We start from the raw sequence: 13419 nt of genomic DNA on the forward strand, positions 1-13419 counted from the left end.
CCGCACCATTACCGCGGTCCGCGCGCCGGACCGTAGGACCTGACATGCCCGCAGCCGTCGCCATCGACTTCTTTCTCGCCCTCGCCGTCATCCTCGTCGCATGCCGGGTCGTCGGCCTGATCGCCCAACGCCTGGGTCAACCGCAGGTCGTCGGCGAGATGATCGCCGGTGTCATCCTCGGCCCGTCGCTGCTGGGGCGAATTGCCCCCGGCCTTCAGGCCGAACTGTTTCCCTCGGGCGAGGCGAACGTCGTGTTGTACACCGCCGCGCAGATCGGCCTCGTCCTCTACATGTTCCTCGTGGGGCTCAACTTCGACGTCGACCTGATCAAACACCGCGCAGGCACCGCGGCGACCGTCTCGGCCGCGGGCATCTTCGCCCCCCTCGTCCTCGGGGCGCTCGTCGCGATCCCGTTGATGACCGGAGACGACTTCTTCGGTGAGGGCGTCACACCGCTCATGGCGATGTTGTTCCTCGGCGCCTCGATCGCGATCACGGCGTTCCCGATGCTCGCCCGAATCATCTTCGAAACCCGGCTCACCGGAACGAGTCTGGGCACGCTCGCGCTCGCCTGCGGCGCGACCGACGACGCGATCTCGTGGTGCATCCTCGCCGTCGTGCTCGCCATCCACCAGGGCGACCCGACGATCGCCTTGATCGCCATCGTCGGCGGCGCGGCCTACACCGTGCTGCTGCTCACCGCGGGCCGCAGGGCGCTCGGTGTGTTCGGCACCATGACCGAACGCCGGAACACCGTGACTCCCACGATGTTGAGCGTCGTGCTGATCCTTCTCATGGGCTGCGCCTGGTTCACCGATGTCATCGGGATCTACGCGATCTTCGGCGCGTTCGTCCTCGGCGTCGCCATGCCGTCCGGTTTGTTCGCCAAGAAGATCACCGACTCCCTCGAACCGCTCACCACCACGTTCCTTCTGCCGTTGTTCTTCGTCTACTCCGGGCTCAACACCGAAATCGGCCTCGTGAACACGCCGACGCTGTGGGCGGTGACGCTGGGTATCCTCGTCGTGGCCATTGCGGGCAAGGGACTGGCCTGCACGCTGGCCGCGCGGTTGCGGAAGGTGCCGCTGCGGGAGTCCGTCGCGCTCGGGTCGTTGATGAACGCACGCGGGTTGATCGAGCTCATCCTGCTCAACATCGGCCTCGAGGCGGGCATCATCACCCCGACCCTGTTCACGATCCTGGTGTTGGTCGCCATCATCACCACCCTGATGGCGACGCCGATCTTCAACTATGTCTACGGGCGCCACCGGACTCCGGTCGATGCCTCGCCGCAGCAGGCGGATTTGGCGGGCGTAGCCGCCGAGGGAAGGTGATCTCCAGTGCGAGAGAGACTGTCAGAACTCAGCCCCGAGGCCAGGGCCGCACTCGCCCGCAAGATCCGAAACCAGTTGTCCAACAGCGCAACCGCCGACACCGAGCACGATGTCGCCGTCATCGGTGGCGGCGCCGCCGCGCTGACCCTCGCGCTGGAGCTACGCTCCGCACGCCCGGGAATCCGGATCGTGCTCATCGAACCGACTGAGCGTCCCGTTCCCGAGATCACCCACACCGTGGGGGAGTCGACCGTCGAGGTGTCCGCGCACTATCTGCGCGAACGCCTCGGCCTGGCCGACCACCTGAACACCGAGCAGATCCGCAAGATGGGGCTGCGGATATTCTTCTCGCACAATGACAATACCGACATCGCAAGACGCGTCGAACTCGGCAGCTCCTCGTTCGTGCCCCAGGTGACCTATCAGATCGACCGCGGCAGGCTCGAGAACGAACTGGCCCGCCGGTGTGCGGCAGAGAGGATCGCGGTCGTCCGCGGGCGCGTGCGCGCCGTGGAATTCGTCGACGACGGCCACACCGTCTGCTACCAGGACGGCGACGACACGATGCGCACGACGGCACGTTGGGTCGTCGACGCGTCCGGACGGAACCGGACGCTGTCGCGCCAGCTGAACCTCAAGCGCGCCACCGACCACCATTGCAACGCGGCCTGGTTCCGCGTCAAGGCCGAACTCGACGTCGGACGGTGGAGCGACGACGTCGATTGGCAGTCGCGACTCGTCGAGGGCGACCGGGCGTTGTCGACGAATCACCTGATGGGCGAGGGCTATTGGGTGTGGCTCATCCGCCTCGCCTCCGGCGCCACCAGCGTCGGCATCGTCGCCGACCCGGACTTTCACGCGTTCGACGAGTTCAACACGCTGGACAAGGCCAAGGCGTGGATTCGCGAACACGAGCCGCAGTGCGCGGACGAGATCGCCCGATACGACGACCAGATCATGGACTTCAGGGTGATGAAGCACTACAGCCACGCCGCCACGAAGGTCTTCGACGGCGCGGCCCGCTGGTGCCTCACCGGCGACGCCGGCGTGTTCCTCGACCCGCTGTACTCCTCGGGGCTGGACCTGGTCGCGATCGGCAACGGCCTCATCGCCGACATGGTCGTGCGCGACCTCGACGGCGAGGACGTCGTCGCCAGGGCGGCCATCAGCGATTCGCTGTTCCGGTCACTTTCCGACATGTGGCTTGCGGTGTACGAGCGGCAGTACACGCTCATGGGAACGCCGACCGTGATGTCGGCCAAGATCATCTGGGACGTCGCGTTCTACTGGGGGTTCATCGGCCTGCTCTACCGCAACGGCCGATTCGTCAGCGTCGCCGACGATCCGACCGTCGTGCCGCACCTCGACGGGTTGATCGCGCTGAGCAACCGCGTGCAACGGTTCTTCCGCGAGTGGGCCGCGGTCGAGGGGCGCGAATCGTCCGTGGTGTTCGTCGACCTGTACTCGCCGCTGAACTTCATGGTGACACTGCACGAGGCGATGATGGAACCGGCGCCCGACTTCGCCGACCGGTTCGACGCGAACGGCCGATTGTTGCGGCAACTGGCGGGTCAACTCGTCGAGACCGTGCTCGCCGACAAATCCGCGCTGTTCGACGACGACGCCGCCGTCGCGCAGGTCCAGGAGTGGCAACGCGATGCCCTGCTGAGGGAACTCCGCTCCGTCTATCGCCAAGAGCAGCACAACAATCCGGTCAGTTCCGGCTGGATTTCCACCGCTATCCGTGAGTTGCAGGTATGACGACCATCGAAAATCACCCCCGGCCCGCACCGCTCGCGGTGGTCGGAATCGGCTGCCGGTTACCGGGCGGGGTCGAATCCGCCGAGGACTTCTGGCGGCTACTGACCGACGGCGTCGACGCCACGGGTGACGTTCCCGAATCACGCTGGAACGCAGACCGCTTCCACGACCCCAACCCGAAGAAGGTCGGGAAGATGGTCACCCGCCGAGGCGGCTTCCTCGACACCATCGATCAGTTCGATCCGCAGTTCTTCGGAATCTCGCCGCGCGAGGCGCATTCCATCGACCCGCAGCAGCGCCTGATGCTGCAGACCACGTGGGAGGCGCTGGAAGACGGGGGGATCGCGCCGACCCACTTGGCCGGAACCGACGTCGGCGTGTTCATCGGCGGGTTCACCCTCGACTACCAACTGCTGCAGAACCAGGGCCGCGGCAGCCGCTACCAGTTCAAGACGCATTCGGCCGCCGGAATGATGATGACCATGCTGGCGAACCGGATCTCGTTCGCCTTCGACTTCCGCGGACCCAGCATGACGATCGACACGGCGTGCTCGAGCTCACTGGTCGCGGTGCACCTGGCGGCGCAGAGTATCTGGAACGGTGAGAGCTCGCTCGCCCTGGCCGGTGGCGTCAACATCATGATCGGACCCAATACCGCGATCGCCGAGTCCAAGAGCGGATTCCTCAGCCCCGACGGCCGTTGTAAGGCCTTCGACGAATCCGCCGACGGCTATGCGCGCGCCGAGGGCGGTGCCGTCGTCGTCATCAAACCGCTCGACCAGGCGCTGCGCGACGGCGACGACATCTACGCGCAGATCCTCGGGACCGCGGTGTCCCAGGACGGCCGCACCGACGGCATCACCGTGCCCCGCGCCGAGGCACAGTCCGCGGCGATCACGTCGGCGCTACGCCGCGCAGGCGTGGAAGCCCGAGACGTCGGTTACGTCGAAGCCCACGGGACGGGAACACCCGTCGGTGATCCGGTGGAGACCCGTGCCCTGGCCGCAGCGCTGACGTCCGATCGGACCGACCCACTGCCGATCGGGTCGGTCAAGACCAACATCGGCCACCTGGAGGCGGGCGCCGGGGTCGCGGGGCTGATCAAGACGTCCCTCGTCCTCAAGCACGGGTACATCCCGGCGCATCTGCATCTCGAAAACCCCAGCGGCCACATTCCTTTCGCCGAACTCAAGCTCGATGTCTCTCGTACGGGCCGCCCGTTCCCCGGGGACGGACCGCGGATCGCCGGGGTGAACTCGTTCGGATTCGGCGGCACCAACGCCCACGCGGTGCTCGCCGAACCGCCGGCCGCGGCACGGCCACCGGCCTCGGCCGATGAGCCGCCGCTCACCCTCTTGCCGATCTCGGCGCGCAGCGAGGAGGCCCTGGTGGCCGCCGCGGGCCGGTTGGCCGACCACCTGGACGCCGACCCGGCCGTCACCATGGCCGACCTCAGATACACGCTGTCGCAGCGACGCTCACATCTGAGCCATCGCCACACACTGGTCACCCACGGTGTCTCCGACGCTCGCGACCAACTGCGCGCCCTCGCCGACGGCGGCCAGATCGCGGCGGCCCGCACATCCTCGGCGACGCCCAAGCTGGCGTTCGTCTGCTCCGGTATGGGCCCGCAATGGTGGAAGATGTGCCGCGGGCTCCTCGGCGTCTTGCCTGCCTTCACCGAAAGCATCGCGCGAAGCGACCGCGAACTGGCCCGCCACACCGACTGGTCGCTGCTCGAGGAACTCCGGCGCGACGAAAGCGATTCGCGGATGGGCGAAACCGAGTTCGCCCAGCCCGCGAACTTCGCCATCCAGATCGCGCTCGCCGCACAACTCGAAGAGTTCGGCATCCGACCCGACGCGGTCGTCGGCCACAGCGCGGGAGAGGTGGCCGCCCACCATCTCGCCGGCCTGCTGAGCTTCGAGCAGGCGATCGAGGTCATCTACCACCGCAGCAGGCTTCAACAACGCACCAGCGGTCAGGGCCGCATGCTCGCCGTCGGACTGGACGCGGAATCGCTGATGGCGGCGCTGGACAACGCGACTCGCGAGGAGTTCGGCCGGCGGGTCTCGGTGGCCGCGATCAACAGCCCCTCCGCGGTCACCATCGCCGGTGACGGCGAGGTGCTCGACGCCATCGCCCACCGGTTGGACGACGCCGGGGTCTTCCACCGGTACCTCACCGGCAAGGTGCCCTATCACACGCACTACATGGACGCGATCAGAAGCGATCTCCACGACGCCCTCGACGGCTTGTCTTCCAAACCGGCGGACCTTCCGCTCTACTCGACGGTCACCGGCGATCGGCTGGACGGATACCGCTCCGGCGCCGCCTACTGGTGGCAGAACACCCGCGCCACCGTCCTTTTCGAACCGGCAGCGCGCCGCATGCTCGACGATGGCTACACCCACTTCGTCGAGCTCGGTCCGCATCCCGTACTGGCAGCCTCGATCCTGGAGATCGCCGGCGCACAGAAGACGCTCGTGCAGCCCATGCAGCGACGCCACGACGACGACGTGCGCACGTTCATGACGGGCCTCGGCGTGCTGCACGACCACGGCCACGACATCGACTGGGCGACGCTCTACCCCCGCGGGGGAGCCCGACTGCTCAAGCTGCCGAGCTACCCGTGGCAGTCGCGGCGGTACTGGAACGAGACGCAAGAGGCGACCGAGTCCCTGCACTATCACCCGGTGCACCCGCTGCTCGGTCAGCCGGTGAGCGCCGTTCACCCGACCTGGGAGATCGAGTTGAGCACCGCGCTGGTGCCGTTCCTCGCCGACCACCGGGTGCAGGGCAGCGTCGTCGTACCCGGCGCGCTGTACATCGAAATGGCGCTCGCGGCGGGCAGGAAAACCTACGGCGCCGACCTCGGTGTCGACGATCTCGTGCTGCACCGTGCCCTCATCCTCGACGACACCTGCGATCCCATCCTGCGCACCACGCTCAACCAGGACACCGGGAACCTCGAGTTCGCCGCGTTCACCGCGACGGCCGACGGCGAACTGAAGTGGACGATCACCGCGACGGCCGAACTCACCACGCTGCCGAAGTCCCCACGCGGGCGAACGGTGCCGCCAGAAGTGTTGTCGGCCAACGCGGTCACCGGTGACGAGTTCTACGCCCTCACCGAGGAAATCGGGTTCGACTACGGCGAGGCGTTCCGAGCCGTCACCGGGCTCACGGCGGGCGAGGGCTGGGTGGTCGCGGAGATGGACATCCCGGCGCCCATCGTCGACGACCTCGACGACTATCGCTTCCACCCGGCACTGATCGACGGTGCCTTCCAAACCCTGTTCGGCGCACCACTTTCCGGCAGCGGTGCCGGCGACAGCCCGTTCCTGCCCACGCGCATCCGGCACAGCGCCGTGTACGACAGCCCCAAGGGGAACATGACGGTGCGACTGGCCGTCAGGTCGGCGACCGCGGAGGAGATCGAAAGCGACATCACGATCTGCGACCACCGAGGCGAACCGCTCGCGGTCTTCGAGGGTTTCACGGTGCGGTCACTGAGCGCCTCGACACGGATGTCCCCGGAGCGAATCGACAAGGGGCTCTACGAACTCCACTGGGTCCCGGCGCCCGAACTCGCCGGAAACCAGCAGGTCGACCCCTCCTCGTTCCTCGTGTTCGTCGACGACAGCGGGTTCGGCACCGCGCTCGCCGACCGGTTGCGGCACGGCGGCCACCGCGTACGCACCGTCGCACACCGCCCCGTCGACGCCCTGACCGCGATCGACGACGGGTATGCGATCGACGAGCGGTCCGCCGAGCAGATGACCGAACTGTTCGACCGGCAACTCGCCGAAGACGGTGAACTCACCGGTGTCATCGACTGCTGGGCAATCGATCTCGACCAGGACCCCCAGGCGTCGGTCGCGAAAACGAACGACCACCTCGGCACCCTCGCCGTCCTGCGTATCGCCAAGGCGCTCGCCGCGCACGACACCGTCAGCCCGCGCCTGTACCTCCTCACCGCGAACGCACAACCGGCGCTGGGCACCGAACCGCTGGCCGTCGACCAGTCCGCGGTGTGGGGTTTGGGCCGGGTGATCGGACACCAGGAGTTCGTCGAGCGCTGGGGCGGACTCATCGACATCGACATCGATTTCGGGAACGCCCACGACATCGACGACACCGCGACGCGTGTCTGCAGGCACATCCTCGATCCGCAATCCGAGGACCAGGCCGCGATCCGCGGCGACGTCACTTTGGTTCCGCGGCTGCGTCCGAGCGCCAACCTCACGAAACCCTTCCCCACCAAGCTTTCTCCCACCGTAACCTACGTCGTCACCGGCGGCACCGGGGCCCTCGGGCGCACCGTGGCCACCTACCTCGCCGAGCACGGCGCACGACACATCACCTTGCTCAGCAGGGGCGGGTTGCCGCCGCGCGACCAATGGTCGGGCATGACCCCCGACGATCCGCAGTTCGCTGGTATCGAGGCGGTCCGTTCCGTCGAAAGCCTCGGAGCGCAGGTGAGTGTCGCCAGCGTCGACATCACCGACATCGACCAGGTCTCGACCTGGTTGGCCGAGCACAACCGCGGCGGTGACAGGCCGGTGCGCGGCGTCATCCACGCGGCCGGAGCCGTCCACGACCAACTTCTGGTCAACGTCGGCGAGGACGACTTCCTGAAGGTGATGGGCCCGAAGGTCACCGGCACCCGGGTGCTACACACCGCATTCGCCGAGCAGGAACTCGACTTCTTCGTGATGTTCTCCTCCGCCGGCTCGGTGATCGCCTCACCCGGACAGGGCAACTACGCCGCCGCCAACGCGTTTCTCGACGCATTCGCGCATCACCGGCAGGCGCAGGGGCTTCCGGCGCTCACCATCGGCTGGGGTCCGTGGTCGGTGGGCATGGTCGAAGACCTCAACCTTGAGAACGTCTACGCCATGCGGGGAATCGAGTTGATCACACCCGCGACCGGGTCGCTGATCCTCGACCGGCTGATCAACCAGGCCGTCCCCAATGTCGTCGCCATCAGCGCCGACTGGAACCGTGCCCGCCAACTGCTCGGCGGCCACCTGCCCAAGATGTTCGCCGAACTCGACGCGGCTACCGCGACTAACGCCGGGAGCGGCGCGGACGGGTCGATCCTGGAGGTGCTCGCGCACACGCCGGAGTCCGAGCGTCTCAACGTGATCGTCGACCAGGTCGAACGGCTGGTCGCCGCTGTCTTCGACTGTGCCGTGACCGATTTCGGCAACGACGACCTGCTCGATGACATCGGCCTGGACTCGATGATGGCGATGGACTTCCGGGTCAGGATCAACACCACGTTCTCGATCGATCTGCCGGTGTTGGAGATCCTCAAGGGTGTCAGCGTCGACTCGCTGGCCGCACGTGTGCTCGATGAACTGCACACGATCCACGGGGCAACGCAGGCGACGCCGTCCGCGCAGGAACCGGCCGCCGCCGACGACGACGTGGACCGGCTGATCGACGGCATGTCGGAGGCCGATCTGCGAGACCTGCTGGCCGAACTCGAGGGTTGACGATGGCCAATTCGACGGCGGTGCACGTGCGGGGGCTTTCGAAGGCCTACGGACCGAACCCGGCGGTCCGCGACCTCGACCTCGACGTCGACCACGGCGAGATCTTCGCCATCCTCGGCCCCAACGGCGCCGGCAAGTCCACGACCATAGAGATCCTGGAGGGCAACCGGACCCGCGACTCCGGCACCGTGCGCGTGCTGGGGGAGGACCCCGGCTCGGCAGGCCGCAGCTGGCGGGCCCGCATCGGCATCGTGCTGCAGGAGGTCAGTGACGCCGGGATGCTCACGGTGCGTGAGACGGTGGAAATGTTCACCAGCTGCTACAGCATCGCCCGCGGCGCACACGAGGTGCTGGAACTCGTCGGCCTCGACGCCGTCGCCGGCTCGCGGGTGCGGGCGCTCTCGGGTGGGCAACGCCGTCGCCTCGACGTCGCGCTCGGCATCGTCGGCCGACCCGAACTGCTCTTTCTCGACGAGCCCACAACGGGTTTCGATCCCGAAGCGCGGCGGCAGTTCTGGCAACTCATCAAGTTGCTGGCCGCCGACGGCACCACCGTCCTGCTGACCACGCACTACCTCGAAGAGGCCGCAGCACTGGCCGACCGCGTCGCGGTGATCGCCGACGGCCGGGTCGTGGCGGTCGACTCGCCGGGACGCCTGACCGAACACGTCAACTCCGCGGCCACCGTGCGGTGGTTCGACGGCGCCGAGTTCCGCGTGGAGACAACGGACTTCCCGACCGAACTGGTGCGGCGCCACAGTCGCGACGGTGCGGAATTGGCGCAGCTGACCATCAGCCGGCCCACGCTCGAAGACGCCTACCTGCATCTGATCGGCCAGCCATGATGGACACCCAACACGTCGTATCCGCCTCACCGCCGCGCCACCGCGCCACCGCGGAGCGCACCGTTCCGTCGGCGGTGCGTATCGGATGGTCACGGATCGTCCCCGAGCTGAAGATGTTCTACCGCAGGCCCGAACAGATGGTCCTGACGTTCTCCATGCCCGCCGTGATCTGTCTGCTGCTCGGTTCGATCTTCTCGGCGAAGCTCCCCGACAACGAGACCAGCACCGGTGCGGTGATCGCGGCGAGCATGCTCGCCTACGGCATCCTGTCTACGTCGTTCGTCAACCTCGGAATCAGCATCGCCGCCGATCGGGAGACCGGAGCGCTGCGTCGGCTGCGGGGCACACCGGCGACCGCGTCGTCGTACTTCATCGGCAAGATCGCGTTGGTCGCCGTCGTCAGCTTCGCCGAGGCCGTTCTGCTGTTGATCGTGGGGGTGTTCGTCTTCGGTCTGCACCTGCCGACCGATGCGGTCGGATGGTTCACCCTCGCTTGGGTGTCGATACTCGGCATCGTCAGCTGCTCGCTGCTGGGCATTTTCATCAGCAACCTGGCGAGCAACGCGGTGTCGGCCGCCGTCCTCACCAACGGCCCGTCGGTGGCACTTCAGTTCGTCTCGGGAACGTACGTGCCGCTGATGATCCTGCCGGCCTGGATGCTGGTGATCGGCTCGCTGTTCCCGGTGAAGTGGATGGCCCAGGGATTCCGGTCGGTGCTTCTGCCTGCGGAGATGGTCGCGCTGGAACCGGCGGGCAGCTGGGAGCACTGGCGCATCTTCCTCGTGCTGGCCGCGTGGAGCGTCGCCGGACTCGTCGGGTGCCTTGCGGTGTTCCGGTGGTCCGACCGGACCTGACGCGGTCTACGGCTAACGCAGGCCCGGTCACCGTCGATAACCGAGACATGGCCTCCTTCCGTGCCCTCGGCGCACTCGTGCTCGCACTCGTCGCGCCATGGCCGGCTGCGGCGACGGCGCACGCCGATGCCGCCGCACAGCTGGACCCGGTGCCCGTGGTGGCTTCGCCGACATGTGGGGGAAACGTCAGAGCGGAGGCGCAAGTGGAGCCCGTGCAGCTCGACGGCAGGCCGGATAACGGTGTGCGCGTCGCGATCCACTACGACGCCGGAATCTACGATGGCTCCTGTGCGCTGACCGTCACGGCCGCGTGGAAGAACCTCGACACCGGCGCATCGGGAAGCGACGACATCACCGCGGTATCGACCATCGACGGACACTACGGCTTCATCGGCTACGCCAATACCAGGTTCGCGACCGGCAGGGGCACCGTCGTCGTGACGCTCAGCTCACACCCGGGTGAGGAGATGCGGCTCACCGCCTGAGGCCCCATCCCACGGCTGACCGTGACTAGAGTCCGTGGCATGTCACTGGCAGCGCAGCTGTGGACCGAGAACGCCGAAGTGGTGGCCGAGGTGTTGGCCAACCCGTTCGTAAGGGGAATCGGAGACGGGTCGCTGGAGCGCGACTTGTTCGCCGGCTACATCGCCCAGGACGCGTTCTTCCTCGAATCCTTCGCTCGCGCATATGGTCTGGCACTCGCACGGAGCTCGGATACGGACACCTTGCTGACCTTCGCGGACCTTCTCGCCGGAGTGCGTGAGGAACTCGGCTTACACGCGTCCTATGCCGCGTCGTGGGGTATCGACATGACCGACGTCGAACCCGCCGCCGCAACGCTGGCCTACACCGAGTTCCTGTTGGCCACCGCCGCCACCGCCGAGGTCGGGGTGGTGTGCGCGGCGATGACACCGTGCATGCGGCTGTATGCACACATCGGGGTCACGCTCGACGGCCAGACCGCCGGGCCGTACGCGCAATGGGTGCAGACGTACGCCGATCCCGGTTTCGACGAGGTGGCGTCGCTACTGGAAAGGCTGCTCGATCGGCAGGCCCGCGACATCCCGGCGGCGCGGACGGCCTACCGGCGCGCGATGCGGCTGGAGCTCGCGTTCTTCGACGCGGCCCTGACGCGGTGAGCGATCAGACGTAACGCGGGCGCCCGGCCAGCGCACCGAGCACGATCTGCACCACGTACACCCCGCCGAACATCACCCACGGCACCGTCCAGCCGTGCGTGACGTCGTGCAGAAGGCCGAACAGGAAGGGGCCCACGCCCGCGATCAGATAGCCGAATCCCTGTGCCATCCCGGACAATTGGGCGGTGTCGGCGGCGTCGCGGGCGCGCAGCGCGATGACCGCGAGTGCTAAGGCGAACACGCCCATGCCGATACCGATCAGCACGCTCCACAACAGGGGTTGCGCGGCGGGCGCGATCATCAGGCCCAGCGTGCCCGCCAGGCCCACGACGCCCAGCCCGACGATCCATGCGCTCTGTCCGCGGCTGCGCGCGGCCAACGGTGCGATCACCAACGCGATGGGCACGCCGACCAGCGATGTGAGCCCGACGAGCAGGCCGGCCTGCGTCTTGTCGACCCCGTTGTCGATGAACACCTGTGGCAGCCAACCCATCACGATGTAGGCCATCAACGACTGGCAGCCGAAGAACAGGGTGACCGTCCACGCCAACCGGTTTCGCAGCAGCGAGCGTCGCCCGCCGACGGGGGTGGTGTGCGCCGCCCACGTGCCGCCGTGCCGTCGCGATGTCGGCAACCAGGCCACCAGCGCGACGAAGGAGACCGCGGCCCACGCGGCGAGCGCGGCGCGCCACCCGCCGAGGGGGTCTTCCAGTCCGGGCGTCACCGCCGACCCGAGCGCACCGCCGCCTTGCAGCGCGGCGGTGTAGATCCCGGTCATCAGGCCGACGCGTGCGGGGAACGACCCCTTGATCACGACGGGGATCAACACATTGGCCAACGCGATGCCCGCGCATGCGACCAGCGTCGCCGCGATCACGGTGTGCGGACCGTCGAGGGTGCGAGCGACCAGTCCGACGGTGATCGCCGCCAGGGCGGCGGAGACGGTGCGCCCCAGACCGATGCGGGCGGCCAGGCGGGGCGCGGTGAGTCCCGCGACCGCGAAGCACAGCGCGGGCAGGGTGGTGAGCAGTCCGGCCCACGTCGCCGAGACCCCGAGTTCGGCCCGCATCTCGCCGAGCAGGGGGGCGACGCTGGTGACGGCGGGCCGCAGGTTCAGGGCCGTAAGCACGACGGCCACCGCCAGCAGGGCACCGCCCGCGACCAGCGGAATCGGGGCGGGATCGGAGGCGGCGGTGCTCCTTGTGTCAGGCATCGTCGACAGCTCGGTGTCTTCATCCCGCTGATCGACGCGCATCCTGCTAATGTGCCATACATCCCATGATTGGTTGAAAGGATGTCTCTGTGCCGTTGGTCACCGCGCGGCGGACCGGCCTCGTCGAGCAGGTCATCGAGCAGTTGCGGGCCTCGGTCACCCGCGGCGAGTGGCCGGTCGGGCAGCGCATCCCCAACGAGACGGACCTGGTCGGATCGCTCGGCGTCGGCCGCAACACCGTGCGCGAGGCGGTGCGGGCGCTGGCGCACGCAGGCATCCTCGAGGTGCGGCAGGGCGACGGCACCTATGTCCGAGCCACCAGCGAGGTGTCGGGTGCGCTGGGCCGGCTCTGCGGTGCCGAGTGGCGCGAGGTGCTCGCGGTGCGGCGCGCGCTCGAGGCCGAGGGCGCCCGTGCGGCCGCGGCGCACCGTACCGACGACGACCTGGCCGAGTTGCGGGCGCTACTCGATCACCGCGACGCATGCCTGGCCGGGGGAGACACCGACGAATTCGCCCGCGCCGACGCAGAATTCCACTTGGCCGTCGTGCGCAGCTCGCACAACGCCACGCTCACCGAGCTGTACCGGGGGCTGATGGAGGCCATCACGGCCAGTGTCGCGAGCGGGCAGGACGCCTCGGTCGAGGTCGTCGATCACGGTGTGCTGCTGGAACATATCGCCGCGGGTGACGGCGAACGTGCCGCCCGCACGGCCGCCGAGATCATCGACGGAGTGCTTGCCGACCTGCCCGCCAACGGCGACTGCTGAAG

9 protein-coding genes are annotated in these 13419 nt (G+C 67.9%); 8 read left to right on the forward strand and 1 reads right to left on the reverse strand.

What is annotated here, in order from left to right; translation table 11 throughout:
- Positions 1-44: 44 nt before the first annotated feature.
- Genes A5752_RS06465 through A5752_RS06495 form a run of 7 tightly spaced genes read left to right on the forward strand, consistent with a single transcriptional unit; the run spans position 45 to position 11437 of the window.
- A complete protein-coding gene (locus A5752_RS06465) occupies positions 45-1334 on the forward strand; it encodes a cation:proton antiporter domain-containing protein (protein ID WP_067083447.1) in 1290 nt (429 codons plus the stop codon).
- A gap of 6 nt (positions 1335-1340) precedes the next feature.
- Complete coding sequence (locus A5752_RS06470) at positions 1341-3095, forward strand: NAD(P)/FAD-dependent oxidoreductase (protein ID WP_067083449.1); 1755 nt, start codon at positions 1341-1343, stop codon at positions 3093-3095.
- The gene (locus A5752_RS06475; protein ID WP_067083451.1) at positions 3092-8599 is read left to right on the forward strand and encodes a type I polyketide synthase; all 5508 of its coding nucleotides are present in this window, start codon (positions 3092-3094) and stop codon (positions 8597-8599) included. Before A5752_RS06470 ends, A5752_RS06475 begins: the two co-directional genes overlap by 4 nt.
- A gap of 2 nt (positions 8600-8601) precedes the next feature.
- Complete coding sequence (locus A5752_RS06480; protein WP_067083452.1) at positions 8602-9444, forward strand: ABC transporter ATP-binding protein; 843 nt, start codon at positions 8602-8604, stop codon at positions 9442-9444.
- Entirely contained in the window at positions 9444-10298 is an 855-nt protein-coding gene (locus A5752_RS06485) for an ABC transporter permease (protein WP_067083454.1), read from the forward strand. The genes A5752_RS06480 and A5752_RS06485 overlap by 1 nt, the downstream gene beginning before the upstream one ends.
- Before the next feature lie 47 nt (positions 10299-10345).
- Positions 10346-10783, forward strand: a complete 438-nt coding sequence (locus A5752_RS06490; RefSeq protein WP_067083455.1) for a hypothetical protein — start codon at positions 10346-10348, stop codon at positions 10781-10783.
- A 39-nt stretch (positions 10784-10822) separates the two neighbouring features.
- Positions 10823-11437: a TenA family protein gene (locus tag A5752_RS06495; RefSeq protein ID WP_067083457.1), complete on the forward strand. Its 615-nt coding sequence runs from the start codon at positions 10823-10825 to the stop codon at positions 11435-11437.
- Positions 11438-11441: 4 nt separating this feature from the next.
- Here the strand turns inward: A5752_RS06495 and A5752_RS06500 are convergent, their stop codons facing one another.
- Positions 11442-12650: a CynX/NimT family MFS transporter gene (locus tag A5752_RS06500; RefSeq protein WP_067083510.1), complete on the reverse strand. Its 1209-nt coding sequence runs from the start codon at positions 12648-12650 to the stop codon at positions 11442-11444.
- Positions 12651-12739: 89 nt separating this feature from the next.
- Here A5752_RS06500 and A5752_RS06505 point away from each other — a divergent pair, with 89 nt between their 5' ends.
- Positions 12740-13417: a FadR/GntR family transcriptional regulator gene (locus tag A5752_RS06505; protein WP_067083458.1), complete on the forward strand. Its 678-nt coding sequence runs from the start codon at positions 12740-12742 to the stop codon at positions 13415-13417.
- Positions 13418-13419 lie beyond the last annotated feature (2 nt).

The sequence above is a fragment of the Mycobacterium sp. 852002-51961_SCH5331710 genome (assembly GCF_001665535.1).
Taxonomy (GTDB): domain Bacteria; phylum Actinomycetota; class Actinomycetes; order Mycobacteriales; family Mycobacteriaceae; genus Mycobacterium.

Coding starts and splice junctions, on each gene's coding strand:
- A5752_RS06465 (WP_067083447.1), top strand. CDS start 45: ATGCCCGCAGCCGTCGCCATCGACTTCTTTCTCGCCCTCGCCGTCATC.
- A5752_RS06475 (WP_067083451.1), top strand. CDS start 3,092: ATGACGACCATCGAAAATCACCCCCGGCCCGCACCGCTCGCGGTGGTC.
- A5752_RS06480 (WP_067083452.1), top strand. CDS start 8,602: ATGGCCAATTCGACGGCGGTGCACGTGCGGGGGCTTTCGAAGGCCTAC.
- A5752_RS06485 (WP_067083454.1), top strand. CDS start 9,444: ATGGACACCCAACACGTCGTATCCGCCTCACCGCCGCGCCACCGCGCC.
- A5752_RS06490 (WP_067083455.1), top strand. CDS start 10,346: ATGGCCTCCTTCCGTGCCCTCGGCGCACTCGTGCTCGCACTCGTCGCG.
- A5752_RS06495 (WP_067083457.1), top strand. CDS start 10,823: ATGTCACTGGCAGCGCAGCTGTGGACCGAGAACGCCGAAGTGGTGGCC.
- A5752_RS06500 (WP_067083510.1), bottom strand. CDS start 12,650: ATGCCTGACACAAGGAGCACCGCCGCCTCCGATCCCGCCCCGATTCCG.